This is a genomic window from Paenibacillus taichungensis, assembly GCF_003287275.1.
GTDB lineage: Bacteria > Bacillota > Bacilli > Paenibacillales > Paenibacillaceae > Paenibacillus > Paenibacillus taichungensis_A.
The window spans coordinates 398,753-416,281 of the sequence record NZ_QEVW01000014.1 but is presented as its reverse complement, the minus strand read 5'-3'; the positions used below and the strand labels follow the sequence as shown (position 1 = coordinate 416,281).

The 17,529-nt window shown below is 45.0% G+C and carries 15 protein-coding genes; 12 read left to right on the top strand and 3 right to left on the bottom strand.

All coding sequences use genetic code 11. The features are described 5' to 3' along the window. Window positions 1–94 precede the first annotated feature (94 nt). From DC345_RS21735 to DC345_RS21690, 10 genes are all read left to right on the top strand, one after another. Window positions 95–628: a hypothetical protein gene (locus DC345_RS21735; protein WP_113054876.1), complete on the top strand. Its 534-nt coding sequence runs from the start codon at window positions 95–97 to the stop codon at window positions 626–628. Between the two features lie 80 nt (window positions 629–708). Beyond that, complete coding sequence (locus DC345_RS21730) at window positions 709–1,308, top strand: hypothetical protein (RefSeq protein ID WP_258530754.1); 600 nt, start codon at window positions 709–711, stop codon at window positions 1,306–1,308. Window positions 1,309–1,404: 96 nt separating this feature from the next. Continuing rightward, on the top strand, window positions 1,405–2,868 hold the full coding sequence (locus tag DC345_RS21725) for a methyl-accepting chemotaxis protein (RefSeq protein WP_258530753.1): 1,464 nt from the start codon (window positions 1,405–1,407) through the stop codon (window positions 2,866–2,868). A gap of 113 nt (window positions 2,869–2,981) precedes the next feature. Then, window positions 2,982–3,911, top strand: coding sequence for an ArsR/SmtB family transcription factor (locus DC345_RS21720; protein ID WP_113054874.1), 930 nt, complete (start codon window positions 2,982–2,984; stop codon window positions 3,909–3,911). A 198-nt stretch (window positions 3,912–4,109) separates the two neighbouring features. Beyond that, the gene (locus DC345_RS21715) at window positions 4,110–5,402 is read left to right on the top strand and encodes an ABC transporter substrate-binding protein (protein ID WP_113054873.1); all 1,293 of its coding nucleotides are present in this window, start codon (window positions 4,110–4,112) and stop codon (window positions 5,400–5,402) included. Window positions 5,403–5,489: 87 nt separating this feature from the next. Beyond that, window positions 5,490–6,380 (top strand): carbohydrate ABC transporter permease, encoded by an 891-nt coding sequence (locus DC345_RS21710; RefSeq protein ID WP_113054872.1) that lies wholly within the window; start codon window positions 5,490–5,492, stop codon window positions 6,378–6,380. Beyond that, a complete protein-coding gene (locus tag DC345_RS21705) occupies window positions 6,380–7,186 on the top strand; it encodes a carbohydrate ABC transporter permease (RefSeq protein ID WP_062318999.1) in 807 nt (268 codons plus the stop codon). Before DC345_RS21710 ends, DC345_RS21705 begins: the two co-directional genes overlap by 1 nt. 51 nt (window positions 7,187–7,237) lie before the next feature. Continuing rightward, entirely contained in the window at window positions 7,238–9,004 is a 1,767-nt protein-coding gene (locus tag DC345_RS21700) for a glycoside hydrolase family 2 protein (RefSeq protein ID WP_113054871.1), read from the top strand. A gap of 17 nt (window positions 9,005–9,021) precedes the next feature. Next, window positions 9,022–10,806, top strand: a complete 1,785-nt coding sequence (locus tag DC345_RS21695; protein ID WP_113054870.1) for a glycoside hydrolase family 2 protein — start codon at window positions 9,022–9,024, stop codon at window positions 10,804–10,806. Window positions 10,807–10,821: 15 nt separating this feature from the next. After that, window positions 10,822–11,829: an aldose 1-epimerase gene (locus tag DC345_RS21690; RefSeq protein WP_258530752.1), complete on the top strand. Its 1,008-nt coding sequence runs from the start codon at window positions 10,822–10,824 to the stop codon at window positions 11,827–11,829. A gap of 107 nt (window positions 11,830–11,936) precedes the next feature. Here the strand turns inward: DC345_RS21690 and DC345_RS21685 are convergent, their stop codons facing one another. Genes DC345_RS21685 through DC345_RS21675 form a run of 3 tightly spaced genes read right to left on the bottom strand, consistent with a single transcriptional unit; the run spans window position 11,937 to window position 14,676 of the window. Further along, the gene (locus tag DC345_RS21685; RefSeq protein ID WP_113054869.1) at window positions 11,937–12,467 is read right to left on the bottom strand and encodes a chromate transporter; all 531 of its coding nucleotides are present in this window, start codon (window positions 12,465–12,467) and stop codon (window positions 11,937–11,939) included. Window positions 12,468–12,491: 24 nt separating this feature from the next. Beyond that, entirely contained in the window at window positions 12,492–13,145 is a 654-nt protein-coding gene (locus DC345_RS21680; protein ID WP_113054868.1) for a chromate transporter, read from the bottom strand. Beyond that, window positions 13,138–14,676, bottom strand: coding sequence for a sulfatase family protein (locus DC345_RS21675; protein ID WP_113054867.1), 1,539 nt, complete (start codon window positions 14,674–14,676; stop codon window positions 13,138–13,140). The genes DC345_RS21680 and DC345_RS21675 overlap by 8 nt, the downstream gene beginning before the upstream one ends. A gap of 123 nt (window positions 14,677–14,799) precedes the next feature. Between DC345_RS21675 and DC345_RS21670 the strand changes: the two genes are divergently transcribed. Continuing rightward, entirely contained in the window at window positions 14,800–15,654 is an 855-nt protein-coding gene (locus DC345_RS21670) for an AraC family transcriptional regulator (protein ID WP_113054866.1), read from the top strand. A gap of 73 nt (window positions 15,655–15,727) precedes the next feature. Continuing rightward, entirely contained in the window at window positions 15,728–17,527 is a 1,800-nt protein-coding gene (locus tag DC345_RS21665; protein WP_113054865.1) for a sensor histidine kinase, read from the top strand. The last annotated feature ends 2 nt before the right edge of the window (window positions 17,528–17,529 follow it).

Below are 17,529 nucleotides of genomic sequence, written 5' to 3'. Positions count from 1 at the left end.
TAACATTTTATAAGCAACTTATAAACAATTTACCACTACGATAGGAACATCCAATACAGGGTGAAGAAAAAAGTTGAAGGAGTGTTGAAAAGCCATGAAAGAGCTAACGAAAAATGAACATAACTTTATAGGCTATGAATACAAGGACATTACGGTAAAACAGGACTCCGAGTCCGTCTATGCCGATGGCTATACCCATTTTGGCTGGATGTTGGAAGGAACCTCGACGCCGTTTCAGAATGTGGGTTCTGTAACAATGAAATTCAAGCGTGATCGCAAAATCCGCAATAAAGCGGAGCTGACTCGTCTTCAGCGGCAGTTTGAAGCCTGTGTGACTGACATTGAAACGTTGGAACGCTCGAAGCTTACGAGTGCTTCTATCGTTGCCTATGGGATCGGTCTCTTGGGAACGGCATGTATGGCTGGTTCCGTGTTTGCCTATCTGGACAATATGCTGCCACTGTCTGTCATTCTTGCCATTCCCGGTTTTGCGGGCTGGATCATTCCGTATTTCAGTTTCAATGGTATTCGACGGAAAAAGACAGATAAAGTAACACCTTTTATTGACAAGAAATACGACGAAATCTATGAAGTATGCGAGAAGGCCAATGGTTTGCTGGCCAAGTAAGAAAAATGCATTCGGAAAGGAAGATATATATTAAGGCAATCTTTGTTCATTACCTCGGAAACAAGCAAGATCGAGCTGCCATGTCTAACGCTGCATCTCTTGTCATCAACGCATTGATCGGCATAGGCAAGTTAACCCTTGGTTTATATCTCTTTTCCGGATGGTTTATTACGAATGCGGTATATTATCTGATCCTTTGTGTCGCCAGAGCACAAGTACTTCATCAATATAACGTAGCCAAAAGAATCGAATCCCCGCAGGAAAGGTATATATTGGAGATTCAAGTCTATAAACGTGGAGGAATTCTGTTATGCATACTGGGCGTTTCCTATCTGTTGGTTTGTCTAAGGATGTATCTGCTTGGTGACACTTTTGTATTTAAAGGTTACATCGTGTACCTTGTAGCCGCCGTTGCTTTTACCAAACTGGCTTTTGGTATTTCCGGAACAATAGCTAACCGGCATTTGAAAAATCCCTTGATCTCCACATTAAAAATGATTAACTTTACCGATGCCATGGTATCCATTGTTGTTACTCAAGCCACGTTGCTGACGATGGAAGGCTCACCTCATGCAATAAACACGAGTGCCTGCTTTGGCATGGGGTGCAGTGTATTGTTTTGTCTTATCGGGGTATGGATGATGCTTCATAAGAAAAAAGAGCCTGTAACGGAGGGATGAACATGGAACTATGGTATGTAATCCTGCTTAATATCTGTCTAATTCTGATAAAAATCATCAAAGAGAAGTTCACAAGTCGCTGAGGGGGAGCAAAACATGAGCATCATGCACAACAGCTTTTTTAGAAGCAATACAATCAAAATAAACAAAATTATCGTTACGATTTTATGGTTAACCCTGTTATCATTCTGTTTCTTCATTGCGAGCAATAAGGTTCAACTCGAAGTCGTGTTCTCACTGTTAATTGAGCTGTCTATTGCTACTGTATTGATTATTCGCAAAAAAACAGTCTTGACGATGGTCGTTCTGATGATTGCCATACTGACCTGTACGACGCCATATATTGAATCACCTGCTGCAGGCATGCTCATTATGGTTGTTCTCTGTGTGATCTCTCTTTATTTGAATAGAGTTCTGCTATACGGGTTTGGGGCGATGTACAACATTGCTTATATTGTGATTTATTATTCAGGCCATCAGCAATATGATTCGACTTTTTTCATGACGATTGGGTTTATCGAACTGACGATCGTTGCTCTATATTTTGTCTGCAAACGTGGCAGAGATCTGATTCAGGTGGCTCTTAACAAGGAAGCGGAAGCGAGAGAGCTTGTGATAGCACTGGATACTATGGTAAGAGCCGTTCGCGAAAATACATCTATGCTGAACACGGATATTGCCAGCTGCAATAACGATATTCAAATGTTGAAAAACATGAGTAATACGATAACCGCGAATATTCAGGAAGTGACGGAAGGCATACGCGATCAATCCGGGAGCATTGCACAAATTAGTGAGGAGGTAAACAAAGCTGATGGGAAAATGTCCGAAATCAACCAAATGTCACATCGGCTCGCCGACATCTCAGAACAAAATGGTCTGGTTGTTCGCCAAAGCTCGGATCGAATTGTTCAAATGGGCAATCAGATGACTATTATTAATGTCACAGTTACAGAGTCAATGACGACCGTTGAGGAATTGAACAAAAGCATGGATGAAGTGAATACCTTCCTGACAGCCATCAACCAAATCTCTGATCAGACCAACCTGCTAGCCTTAAACGCAAATATTGAAGCCTCCAGAGCAGGGGAAACAGGAGCGGGGTTTGCCGTCGTAGCCAATGAGGTCAAAAAGCTCGCGCAGGAGTGCTCCAACACGGTTAAACAGATCGACGAAATTATTCATAATATCAAGCGTAAGACACAGCTTGTAGTTGAAAAAGCGACTAACGGAAGTGAAGCAGTACAAGAAGGTAAAGCCATCTCCAGTCAGGTACTTGAGAGCTTTGACCATATCAAGTCTACGTTTGAGCATATTGATCAATACATAGCGAAGGAAATGGATATGACCGATCAGATGAGTCTGATTTTTAATCGAGTCCGCCAACAAGTGGATCATATATCAGCTATCTCGCAGAAGCATGCAGCAGCGACGGAGGATGTGCTGGCAACAACGCAGGAGCAGGAAAGCAATATGGATATCATGTATGCATTAATGGGAGAAATCAACCATTCCAGTAATCGTTTGCAGGATCTGATCGGGAAAAATGAAGAAGAATGATGAAGTAAAAAGCAATTTGATACAAAATAAATGTTTTGTTACAATATTATCGACTGAATTAAACTTTACGTTTAAATTTCCTGTTTCATAAATACATAAGAGGTGGTGAACGAATGCTTGAGCTGAGTTTTGATAATCCGGATGAGCTGGTCATGGTCACGCATGCGTTGTCGACTCGATCCAGAGTGGATATTCTACGACTGCTGATCTCCCAAAACCTGAATATCGTTGAAATCGCGGAAGCTCTCAAACTTCCAGTATCCACGGTAGCCAGCAACATCAAGGTGTTGGAAGCTGCAAGGCTGATCAATACGGAATTGCTGCCTGCCTCTCGAGGGGCGATGAAGGTATGCAGCCGCAATTACGATGATATTCATATTGCTCTTAACCTGGAGAAAGCAATTCCCAAAGGCGATATCCAGGTGTACGAAGTGGATATGCCTATCGGTCATTATAGTGATTGTGAAGTGTCACCCACTTGCGGCATGGCGAATGGTGAGGGCATGATCATTCGTGAAGATGAACCCGCCAGTTTTTATCATCCGAAGCATGTGGGAGCGCAAATTATGTGGTTTCGTAAGGGTTATGTCGAATATTTGATGCCACTGGAGATTCCGGCAGAAGCGGTAATCGAATCATTGGAACTGTCCATGGAAATATGTTCTGAAGCACCAAACTATGATCATAATTGGCCTTCCGATATCTCTGTATGGATTAACGGTGTGGAAATTGGTATGTGGACATGTCCTGGTGACTTTGGAGATCGGCGCGGAAAGCTCAACCCAGCGTGGTGGTTTGAATGGTCAACACAGTATGGTTTATTAAAGACATGGAGAGTGGACAAAAACAAGACGACGCTGGATATGGAGAAAATTTCAGCAGTTGATCTGGCTCAGCTTAATCTTCAAAACAGCCATAAGTTAAGGGTGCGAATCGGTATCAAACCGGATGCGGTTCATCAAGGTGGCGTAAATCTATTTGGTCGACAATTTGGAGATTATGACCAAAATATTAAGATGACTGTACATTATGCCATTCATTAGAATGAAATGAGGAAGAAAGATCTTGGTTGCAGATATTATGTAACTAAGGTCTTTTTTTATTTGATAATTACATTAAATATGTTTGAAAGCGTTGACAAGAGGTGATTACCCTTATATAATCCCCTATAGATACAGTAATAATGTAATAAAACAATTATATCGTTTGTATCTACAAATTAGAGTAAAGGGGATACTCGCATGAAAAAAAAGATCTGTAGGTTAGCACTGACATTATTGCTCTCATTCTCAACCGTTTTAAGTGCATGTAGCGGAGGCAGTAACGAGGCGGTTGATAATGGCTCCGGTGAAGGAAAAGTGACATTGTCCTTCTGGACATTGTTCGATGGCGGTGATGGTGCCAACATGCAGACTCTAGTCGATGAATTCAACAAAAGCCATCCGGACATTGAAGTCAAAAATACCAAATTGGCCTGGGGTGAGTATTATACGAAGCTCGTAACTGCTGTGGGTAACGGCAATGGACCGGACATTGGGATTTCCCATTCCTCCAGACTTCCCGACCTGATCAATCAGGGGGTTGTCACAGAACTTGATACTCCGGCTACGGATGCAGGTGTGGACTGGAGCACCTATAACCAGAATCTTTTGGATGCGGTTACCGTAGAAGGTCAACATTATGCAGTCCCCATTGATACACATCCCTTTATCATGTTCTACAACAAAAAACTTTTGAAAGATGCAGGCTTGCTTGGTGAAGACGGAAAACCGATTTTGGAGCAATCTGCTGACGGGTTTATGAGTTTTCTTCAAACTTTAAAAGAGAAGCTGCCTGCTAAAACAACCCCGTTTGCATTATCCAATAATAATGATGACCCTTACCGCTTGTGGTGGTCGCTGTACTCCCAGTTGGGTGGCAACGATGTGGTGTCGGATGATCTGAAGTCCGCAGCCATTGACAAAGAGAAAGGCATCAAAGCTGCTGACTATATCCAGAAGCTCTATACCGAAGGTTATATCAAGAAAAATGATCCGGACTTCTATAAAAATTTTCAAAGTGGAACAGCCGCTATTATCATGACAGGGGTCTGGACGACAGGAACGTGGGAATCCACCAAAGGACTTGAGTTTGGAGCTATGCCTATCCCAAAATTCTACGACCAGGAAGCTACGTGGGGAGATTCCCATACCATTGTTTTGCCACTGACTAAGGATGAAGACCCGGCTAAGCGCAAAGCCGCGATGGTTTTTGCCGACTGGGTTGCTGACAATGGTCAGGTCTGGGCGAAGGCCGGACATATCCCTTCCAAGCCATCCGTGCTGGAAAAACAGGAATTCAAGGATCTGCCATACCGCAGTGATTATTCCGAAGTTGCAAGTGTAGTTAAATTCAGCAAACATTCTACCAAAAATGCACAAATCCGCGATGAAGCTGCCTTTAAATTTCTGAATGAAGTATGGATGAACAAAATGACCCCAGCAGATGCCATGAACAACATGGAGACCGCCATTCAGAAAATAGTGAGCGAATAGAAGGAAGACGGGTCACGCAAGCCTGCGTATTCACCATCTCTAAATAAGAAATCGCCGGCTTGCGTGCCAATCAAAGGGGAGACGCATATGAAGATCAAAAAAATGAGAGCGGATATGCAAGCGCTGGTATTTCTGCTTCCATTCTTAATTATTTATGGTTTATTTACGATCTGGCCCATGATTAAAGGTGTGGAGATGACGTTCTACAAATGGACGCTGATCAAGAAAATGGATTTTGTTGGCCTGGATAACTTCCGAAAGGTTTTTCAGGACAGAGAGGTATGGGAAGCAATCTGGCATTCAACCTTCTTTGTTTTCTTGAGTACACCGACCATGATTATCCTCGCGATTCTGCTGGCTTTGATAGCTAACCGAAAATCGTCATTACAAAAGTTCTACCGTATCATCTTCTTTATACCTAGCGTACTCTCCGTCGCCGTCGCAGCTTATCTGGGTTTATTCGTATTTCAGCCTTATACGGGATTTGTCAATTCCGTCCTGCACCTTGTCAGGTTATTGCCTCAAAATGCCGAGATTTTCTGGTTGACGGAAACAGGGCTCGCATGGGTCGTTATTACCGTAATTACCTTGTGGTGGACAGTCGGATTTAACTTTATTTTGTATCTTTCCGCCATGCAGGAAATACCGGATGAAATTTATGAAGCAGCAAGGCTGGATGGTGCGAGTGACACACAAATATTTTGGAGGATTACTCTTCCTTATCTGAAACCACTGACCAAAACCATTACCATGTTGCAGATCATCGCTTCTTACAAGGTCTTTATGCAGATTTATGTCATTACAGGCGGGGGACCCCTGGATCAGACACGTCCGATTATTCAGTTAATCTATCAGACCGGATTCAAGAACAACAACCTGGGTTATGCCGCAACGATGTCCTATATTTTATTCGTGATCCTGCTGGTGCTGTCGGCGCTGCAATACTGGATGACTAACCGGAAAGGGGCGGAATACTGATGAAATGGTTATATCGCACCGGTTCTGCGTTGATGGCGGTTATGTTTGCGGCCCCACTTGTGTGGATGCTGATGGTCTCCATCAAAGAAGAAGGCATGAAGATTATTACGGTCCTTGACTGGTTTAAACCGCCATACTCACTTGCCGTCTATAACGAAATTCTGACAACGACAAAGCTGTCACAGTGGGTGGTTAACAGTTTGTTTGTCGCAGTGGTTGTGACTGTATTGACTGTTATTTTCGCGGCGATGGCCGGATTCGCTCTCTCCAAAGTGCCGTTCCGTTTCCGTACCTTTGTATTCTTTTTTATTCTTGGTGGATTACTTATCCCCGGAGAAGCTACCATTATTCCACTCTATCAGGTAGCCAAGGATTTGCATTTGCTGAACTCATACAGTGGGTTGATTATTCCTGCATTGGCTTCACCTGTAGCTGTCATAGTACTCAAAAGCTTCTTCGATGGCGTTCCCAATGATCTGCTGGAGAGTGTGCAAATTGACGGTGGAGGCTTTTGGCGAATCTTTACCAGCATCATGCTGCCTTTGACACGTCCGGCCATGGCATCCATGGCAATTCTTACATTTATCGGTTCGTGGAACAATTTCCTATGGCCATTCCTATCCATAACCGATGATAATCTGTTTACGCTGCCAATGGGGATCCCAACGCTAATGGGCCAGTATTCAGAAGATTACGTTAAACCAATGGTTATCAATGCCGTGGCTTCTGTTCCCATCATTATATTGTTTATCATTTTTGAGAAACAGATTGTTAAAGGCATCAGCATGTCCGGTATTAAGGGTTAACACTTTTTCAGGCCTATGAGCCAAATACAGAGGAGATCGGAGAGAAACAAGATGACAACTAAATTTTACAACAAGGATTATCCAAGACCGCAATTTGTACGCAATGAGTGGTTGGATTTGAATGGAGAATGGGATTTTAGTTTTGATGACAATCAGGCGGGTGAAAGCGAGCAGTGGTACGATCAGAATCAGTTTCCGGAAGGGACCAAAATCAAGGTTCCCTTCACGTATGAGACCCAAGCGAGCGGTATCGGAATCGAGACATTTCATCCTCTAGTCTGGTACCGCAGAAGTGTTCAGATTCCCGAAGAAGCAAAAGGAAAACGGAGCATTCTGCATTTTCAGGGAGTGGATTATCGCGCAAAATGTTGGGTGAACGGAACGGTTGTTGGTGAACATGAGGGAGGGTATGCAGCGTTTTCATTCGACATTACCCCTTATATCACTTACGGCTCGGAGAACAATATTGTTCTTGAAGTAGAAGACAGTCAGAGCGCGATGCAGCCTCGGGGGAAACAACGCTGGGTGGATGACAATTTTGAATGTTTTTATGTGCAGAGCACCGGGATATGGAAAAGTGTCTGGCTGGAGCATGTGAGTGAAGCAAGGGTTGAAGCAGTTAAGATGACACCGGATATCGATCGTCATATGATTCGTTTGGACTTTCAATTGAATGGGATCGAAGGCAAGAACAACTTGCGTTTGGAGACACGGATTGAGCTGAAGGGTCAGCATGTGCAAACCATCAGCCTATCTCCAGACAGACCCTGGATGACCGTGGAAGCCAGTGTTAAACATGAAGCAGGCGGTCCGTGGAAACAGTCGTTATGGTCACCGGACTCACCGAACCTGTACGATATCGAGTTTGTGATGTACGAAGATGAGAAAGAAATCGATCGGGTTCATTCCTATTTTGGTATGCGAAAAATATCGATTGAAAATGGGCAGATTCTGCTGAACAATGCTCCATTGTACCAAAGAATGATTCTGGATCAGGGCTATTGGACGGAGAGCCATTTGACTCCACCTTCAGTGGAAGCACTGATTGAGGATATCGATAAAATTACCGAGATGGGATATAACGGAATCCGTAAACATATGAAACTGGAAGATCCACGCTTTTTGTATTGGTGTGATGTGAAAGGCATGTTGGTCTGGTCAGAGATGGCAGCAACCTTCGAGTTTAATGATGAGGCAGTGAGCCGATTCACCAAAGAATGGCTTGAAATTGTTCCCCAGCAATACAATCATCCCAGCATCATTACCTGGGTGCCATTTAATGAATCGTGGGGAATACCGACAATTGGTCACGAGGTAAGGCAGCAGCAATTCACGCAATCCATATACCATCTGACCAAAGCCATTGATCCGTATCGTCCGGTCATTACCAACGATGGATGGGAGCATACAGTTTCGGATATTTTGACAATCCATGATTATGTGGAGACGGGAGAAGCTTTTCTGGAACGGTATCAGGATAAGGACTTAATCGTAAGTAACAAGATTGCTTCCAATCGATGGAAGTTTGCTTTTGCGGAAGGTTACCACTATAAAGGACAACCCATTATCATCAGTGAATTCGGCGGTATTGCTTTTCAATCGGATAAAGGCTGGGGTTATGGCAATCAGGTGGACTCGGTTGAAGCCTTTATTGAACGTTTCCGTTCCATCACCGAAGCGATCAAAGCCATTCCCTATATCTCGGGCTATTGTTATACACAAGTCACTGATGTGCAGCAGGAGATTAATGGTCTGTTGACGGAAGACCGTAAACCGAAAGTGCCACTGGAAGTGATTCGGAAAATCAATCTAGGGTGACAGGAGAGCTGAACATCATGCTGCGACAGGATTATCCAAGGCCTCAATTTGTACGTAAAGATTGGTTGAGTTTGAATGGGGAATGGGAATTTGAATTCGATGATGATAACAAGGGACGTTCGGAAAAATGGAGTGAGGGCAAGCGAGTATTCAGCCGCCGAATCCAGGTGCCCTTTGCTTTTCAAAGTCAACTGAGTGGCATTGCAGATCCGGATTTTCACGATAATGTATGGTACAAACGGACTTTTGACATTCCGGAGAACTTCACTGGCAAACGTCTACTGCTGCACTTCGGAGCTGTGGACTATGAAGCCTCTGTCTGGGTCAATGGACAGCTTGTGGTTCGGCATGAAGGGGGACACACCCCTTTTCATGCCGACATTACGGATTCTTTGCTCGAAGGAAATAATGTGCTGACCGTACAAGCGATAGATTATAGCAGGGATGTAACGTTACCACGAGGGAAGCAGTTCTGGCAGGAGCAATCTGCCCAAATTTTCTATACCCGCACGACTGGAATATGGCAATCGGTGTGGCTTGAAGCTGTCGCACCCGTTCATCTACAGAAGGTGCGTCTGACTCCTGATGTCGATCGCAACGAAATCGAAGTTACAGCGCATCTTCAAAGGAATCAAACAGAACCAAGGGATTGGGAAGTGCAAGATATCAGACTACGAGTACAAATTGCCTATCAGGGAGAGCAGCTGTCTGAAGATGAATATCGAATCAGCGGCAGGACAGAGACCCGTACCATCGGGCTTCACACCTTTAACGAGCATGGCCTTGGCAGGCTCTGGTCACCAGAGCACCCCAATCTGTATGATATTCATTTCACTGTATTGGTGGATGGTGTGTCCGTCGATGAAGTCGACAGCTATTTCGGTATGCGCAAAATCTCCATTGAACAAGGCAAGCTGTTTCTGAATAACCGTCCTTACTATATGAAGCTCGTTCTGGATCAAGGGTATTTCCCGGATGGGAATCTGACTCCGCCGAGTGACGAGGCCATCCGGCGTGATGTGGAATTAACGAAGGAACTGGGGTTTAACGGCGCCAGAAAACACCAGAAGATTGAAGATCCGAGATATCTGTACTGGTGTGATAAGCTGGGACTGCTGGTGTGGGGAGAGATGGCGAATGCTTACGATTTCTCAGAACAATATGTCGCCCAGGTAACACGGGAATGGCAGGACGCGCTGGAAAGGGACTACAACCATCCATGTATTGTGGTCTGGGTACCTCTTAATGAAAGCTGGGGTGTTCCCAACATCCTGACCAGCAAGGAGCAGCAGTATCACGCCTTGTCGATGTATTATTTGACCAAGTCGCTGGATTCCACTCGTCCGGTCATTTCCAATGATGGCTGGGAGATGGTTCAGACCGACTTGTATAACATCCATGATTATGAATGGAGAAGAGAGGTTCTGGAGGAACGCTATCGCACTCGTGAAAATGCGGTAAACGCCCTTCCGGGTAGTCGAAAGCTTAGCGTGGGTGACTATCGTTATGAAGGACAGCCCATTTTAATTACCGAATTCGGTGGAATCGGGTATAAGAAAAGTGACTGGGAAGGCTGGGGTTACTCTGGAGCGGAAAATGACGAAGATTTCGCACATCGATTGCATGCCGTAGTACAGCCGCTATTGGATTCTCCAGTAGTAGAAGGATTTTGTTACACACAGCTGACGGACGTGGAACAGGAGATTAACGGTCTGCTGACGTATGACAGACAACCCAAGATGCCGATGGAACAGATTCGGGCCATTATCGAAGGACATTATCTATCGTCCGCCTGCGAATAAGGAGGGGAATACCTGTTGAATACAAAGAAGACAAGTAGATCCTGGGAAGGCGATTTTCTAGGGGAAAAGGCTATTTACCTTCGCTTTGGCTCCAGTGAGGCTGTGATGCTGCCGAATATTGGTGGAAATCTGGTCGCGTATCGTGATCTTGAGCGAGGGCTTCACTTCCTTCATGAACCGTCACCCGAAGAAATGCAATCATTTAAAGCTAGACCCATGATTCACGGGATTCCCGTTTTGTTTCCGCCGAATCGCTATGAAGACGGGCGGTTTGCCTGGAACGGGCAGACACTTCAGTTTCCGGTCAATGAGGAAGCAACAGGCAATCATTTGCATGGTTTTTTGTATAATACGCCCTGGGTTGTGGATGAGTATGGACATACCGAGAAGGAAAGCTATGTCTCGGTGTCCATTACCGTTGATGAAACTCATCCCGCATACGTATCCTTTCCTTTTCAATTCAGTATTACATTACGCTACTCGCTGAGCAGTGATGGATTAATGCAGCATGTCCGCATTCGCAATCATGGAAGCTCCTGCATGCCATGCCTGATCGCTTTTCATACCTCCATTAACGCTCCCTTTACTTCGGGAGGATCAGCTCGGGATTACAAGCTCAAGCTGACCATTGGAGACAGATGGGAATTGGATCAACGTATGCTGCCAACGACATGTTTTCAGCCGCTGATTCAGGAGGAAGAGCATATGCGAGACTCAGGGGTATATCCGTTCTTTGCAGCAATGGATAATCACTACACTGCTGTACCGCAAAACGGGAGAAACCGGATGGAGCTTCAGGATACGAAGAATGGAATGACACTGATCTACGATGTGGGAACGTCCTATAAACAATGGATGATCTGGAACAATAACGCGGAAGAAGGTTTTTTCTGCCCCGAACCGCAGATTAATCTCGTGAATGCACCTAATCTGGATATGCAGGCCGAGGAAGCTGGATTATTCAGTTTGCAGCCGGGAGAGATCTGGGAAGAAACGAGCAGATTATATCTGCGTCAATCGTAAAAATAAAGATGAAGGGAGCAGCCAGGACAGCTAATGCTGTGATCGCGCTGCTCCTTTTAAAAACCAATCAAGGAAGTGGCTACTGCCTGTCGGTCGCCACGCTGAATTTAAAATAAAATAATGCCTGCTGCTCCAGCGACAGTGAGAATCAGAAGGGGATGAAGCTTGTATTTGAGCAGAAGAAACAAACAAACTCCGCTAATCAGCAGTGTCGCAATCCATAGCCAGCTTATGCCTGTGTCTTCAGATGGATAGCCGAAATGAATGGCAGCATAGATAATGAGTCCCGTCGTTACGGGGCGCAAGCCATATAAAGAGGACTTTACCCATGAATTGTCGTGTATCCGGTAAAATAAAGCGGAGAGCAGGACAATTACAACGAGTGAAGGTAATATCATACCTGCAGTAGAGACAGCGGCTCCGATATAACCTTCCGTCCGATAACCAATCAACGTTGCGGCATTGGTTGCAATCGAGCCGGGCGCCATACCGGCCAGTGCTACGGTTTGTTGGAATTCAGCGCTTGTCAGCCATCCTTTTTCTGTTACCTCGTGTTGAATGATCGGTATAACGGCGTAACCGCCACCAAATGAAACGAGGCCTACACGTATAAACATCATGAACAGGTCCCAGTACATCTCAATCGCTCCGATTCTTCTTGCTTAAATGTAATATTCCAGTTCGGGGTAGCTTCCTGTTCCAGACTTCTTCTCCATTTTCACTTGAAGGCCCAGCCGGTTTTTGATCCGAATCACGGCCATACCGCATATCAATCCTGAAATAATAAGATAGAGGGGGTGGATTCCTGCAAACAGAAGCACAGCTACGGTCACAATGGCAGCTATCGCTGTTGTTGTATCAAAGATGGAATACCTGGCCGTCCGATAAGCTGCCATGCTAATTAGTGCAATAATGCCACCGTTCATTCCTTTTAAAGCAGCCTCAACTTTGGGTTGGTTACGAAATAGGATGGCGAACACGCTGATCAGGATCACAATCAAAAACGTGGGACATGTCACGCCGATGACGGCAGACACAGCTCCCATAATTCCTGCCTGGCGATGTCCGATCATCGCAGCGGCATTAACGCCAACTCCTCCGGGAGTCGAGCCGGCAAGCGATATAAGCTCACCGATCTCGTCCTCTTGCATCCATTTTTTCTTGTGCACCACTTCGCGTTCGATAATTGGCAGCATCGCATATCCGCCTCCGAAGGTGGAAGGACCGATGCGAAAGAAAGTCCAAAAAAGCTGGATCAGTAACATAAATTGTTCATTCAGGTTCTTGATGCTACCCTCAACCTTTCCATCACGCATGATGAATTCGAGGCATCGGCATGGACTCCTTGCCAAGCTCAGCCCAGATGTATTTGAGCAGAAGCTCAGACTTGAGCCCGGTGTACTCAGGTTCATTCCACAAGTTAAAACGTTCATCTGGATCCTGTTCAAGATCGAAAAGTTCACCATAGGTTTGATTGTAATAGACGGTGATTTTATACCGCTGTTCGACATAGGTTTTTTGATGAATCGTCGTGGGTTCGTGTCGAAATTCGCAGAGAGCATGATTACGAACGGCTTCCTTGGCGCCCAGCCACACTTTTTTCTGATCGATTCCCGTCATGGCGTGCGGAATTGCAATGTTGCAAAAGGACAAGAAGGTAGGAGCCAGATCGACCAGCGATTGTATGGCATTTGACTTTTTCGCAGCAGGCACCTCACCAGGATATCTTACGATAAATGGGACTTTGATAAGATCTTCGTAATGGAATCCACCCTTGGCCTGAAGACCATGCTGTCCGAAGAAATGACCGTGATCGGTAGTGAAAACGACGATCGTATCGTCTGCAATACCCAACTCATCCAACTTATCGAGGATTTTGCCAATATATTTATCCATCATGCTGATCATTCCATAATACACGCCGACCAGTTTTTTCTTGTCATACGCCGTTAACCGGAATTTGTCGCCATATTCATAATAATGATGCGAACGGTAACCGTGGATGCCGAAGCCGGTTTCAACCAGATGCTCAAAATTCGGATTCTCCTCCTGGGTCAGTTGAAAATGTGGTGGGTTACGATCATGCTCTCCAGGTGTTATAGAGGGAATTGTCAGATCATCGGGGTCATACATGGAATCCCAAGGTTCCGGTACCAGATATTCAGGATGCGGATCGAAAAAGCTGGCCCACAGAAAAAATGGATCATCAGCATGGGTGTACTGCTCCAAAAGGGAATTGGTTCGTTCGGCGATCCAGGTGTTGTAGTGATATTTCTCAGGGATGGGCCATGTATAGGTTGAAGATGGATCCATCGTTCCGGTTGGGGGAAGGAAGTAATCTCTCCAATTCGTACATCCCTGTTCTTCCAACCATAACGCGTAATGCTGACCGACATGCGCTTCATTCGTATGATTACGTGTTAACTCTACGTGGTCAAAGCCGTAAAATGGACCGTGGAAATGTCTCCAGTACTCCAAATCCTGCAGGATGGGATACGCTTCAGACGACGGGTATTCCTCTGTAGATTTTAGAGGCTGAAAATGTGCTTTACCTACTAGGGCAGTGCGGTAGCCTGCCTCTTTGAAACTTTCCCCGACGGTATGACGATCTTCAAGCAGTTTTGTGCCTAATGTCCAGGCTCCATGCTGACTGGGGTACATACCTGTAATAATAGAAGCACGGCTCGGGGTACAGGTAGGGTTCGGGCAATAGGCCCGATCAAACGTTGTTCCTTGATGGGCGAGCCGGTCCAGATTGGGCGTGGAAATTTCAGACTGAAAAGCTCCGATTGTGTTCCAGTGCTGCTGGTCGCTAGTGATTAGCAAAATGTTAGGTGTTCTCGACAAGTGTAATCGCCTCCTAGTAAGATGATATTGAAAAAAACGAGTTATCAAAATAGCCCGGTGTTATATTTTTATTGTCATTTTGTTATGATCAAACAAAATTGGTGAAGGAGGGAACTCCCTACGATGCAGGAATATGAGTACGAGTATGCAGAATTCATCTACTATAAGCCAGGATATTTGGATAAAGAGGAACACATCTGGCCAGTCCGGGCAGGGAGAAGTATAGCCAAATCCAATTACAGGGTTGGCCCCAAACGTATCGAGTGTTACAGTCTTCATTTTGTGCGTGAAGGTATGGTCAGGCTTGAGTTTGATGGCAAGCGAGTGGACCTGCAGAAGAATGATCTGTTTTGTCTTTTTCCCGGCAGAACCTATTACTATCACATGCTTCCCTCGGAATCTCCACTGCAAATGAACTGGCTGGCATTGGATGGGTCTAAAGTCAAACCTTTATTGGAGCTGGCTGGCTTGACTCCGGAAAGTCCGTTTGGCAAACAGATGTGTTCTCCACAGGTCCAGCAAACGTCTGAACGTCTGATTCATGCATTGGCATGTGTGGAACGATGGAAGCCAGCAGTATCGCTGGAGTTGCACGGGCTGGTATATGGCTTGTTGGCCAGTCTTGTTCCGGACACCAACAATGCACAGCCTACAGAACTGGCGGGCTGGATACATGAGTGCATGGATTACATGGAATTGCATGCAACAGAGGGCATTTCGGTGCAGCAGGTTGCTGACTTCGCAGGGGTGCATCGTTCATACTTCTCCAATATGTTCACCAGTCAGGTTGGTCTGCCTCCGTTAAAATTCATGCAGAAAATACGTATGGATAAGGCCAAACAGCTGCTTAAAGATACGGATGCTACCGTTACGGAGATTGCTCTATCACTCGGTTATCCCAATTTATATTCATTTACCAGAGCATTCAAAATCTACTATAAAGTACCTCCTATCATGATGCGGAGAACCTCAAGCTGATCCTGAAGATACCGATGTCCAGTATGGAGAACGCTTACTTTTTTATTGGATCATGAAAAAGGAGACTTCCACAATGAAACTCTCTACATTGCAGAGATGGATATCACCGAAACGCAGCATTCAGGGCAAAATTTTTATCGCTTTTATTGCAGTTACGCTAGTATCCATCGTTTCGATTACGGTCATTGTTTATATGAGTATGCGTGAGACAATTACGCAAAATGCCATTACGTCTGTATCAGACAGCATAAGGCAGGCAGATGAATCATTGAACAGAATGCTGGAAGAGATCGACCGGCTGAATACGGTCGTGGTGACTAACAAGAACACGGTCATTGACACTTTGCTCAGTCCAAATGAGGAGATCAGCTATGAGTGGTTTCAGGAGCAGAAGCGAATGGATGAATTTCTATCTTCCCTCATCGATTATAAGGCTTACATTTCACGGATAGCCGTTGTGGGCCTGAGCGGGAAAGTTTTTTTCTCAGGTGGACCTTGGCTGGACAGAACCATCTTGGGCACGCCATTGATGAACTATATGCTTCAAAATGGATCAAGGCACGCATATTTCAAACAGACAGGAGTGTCAGATGCGGTTACCATTGGTCGGGAGATTCGTTATAACCGTGCGACTATTGGGTTTGTCATGGTGGATCTTAATTATGAGTTTATCCAGAAAACATACGACGTGAGACCAACTACAGACAGCATGATCTATGTGCTGGACAAGGGGAATCAATTCATCTATGAAACCCGATCTGCCTCACCTCTTACTCCATCTTACCAGCAAATTAAGGAGATCAATCAGCAATTTAAGACGGATGGTGAAGCGGTCAGGCGGTACATTGATGGAAAAGAATATATCGTTGTTTGTCGTCAATCCGACTATACTGGGTGGAGTACTATTTCTTTGGTTCCGATGGATTCTCTTCTGACCGAATCTGTGAAGCTGCGCAACCTGCTCGCAGAGGTGTCCATTATTGTGTTTGTCGTTGTTCTGATCGTTTCACTTCAAGTCTCTTCCCGAATTACCCTAAATATCCGGAAACTAAAATCACTGATGATGTTGGTGAAGGACGGTAATCTGACACTCCCCCAAAATGAGATTAAAACTGAAGATGAAACAGGACAACTGTACCATGTCTTTAACGGAATGGTGGAAGAATTGAAAGATCTGCTCGAAGGAATCCGCGTCAGCGAGAAAGAAAAGCGGGAAGCTGAGCTAACTGCGCTCCAGGCACAAATCCATCCTCATTTTTTATACAATTCTCTCAATACAATCAAGTATCTAGCCAAGCTGAACGGAGTGCCAAACATTGAAGAGGTCTCGGGTTCATTAATTGAGCTCATGCGGAGTGTCCTTGGTAATTCTAATGAATTTCTTACGGTACGTGAAGAATTGGCATATGTTGAACATTATATTTCAATCATGAAGTACAGGTATATGAAGCCAATTAGGATGATTACCGAAATTGAGGATGAAACCTTATTGGATTGCCTGGTGTTGAAGCTGATGCTGCAGCCCCTGGTTGAAAATGCAATTATTCATGGAATCGGACCACTCGAACAGGATGGCTTCATATTGATACGGGTGTATGAAGAAGGAAATAATCTCAATATTGATGTGGTGGACAACGGTAAGGGGATCACGGAGAAGCAGCGGGAGTATTTACTGAAAGGTACGGGTACAAACGGCGATACATCACGTTTTAGTGGAATGGGTGTACGTAATGTACACGAACGAATCGTTCGCACGTATGGCGCACCGTATGGGGTTCATTTGTGCAGTGAACCGGGATTGTACACCAAAGCCGAGGTTCGGCTCCCCAAAATGGAGAAAAGTGTGGAAAATACCAAACGAGAGGTGATATAAGC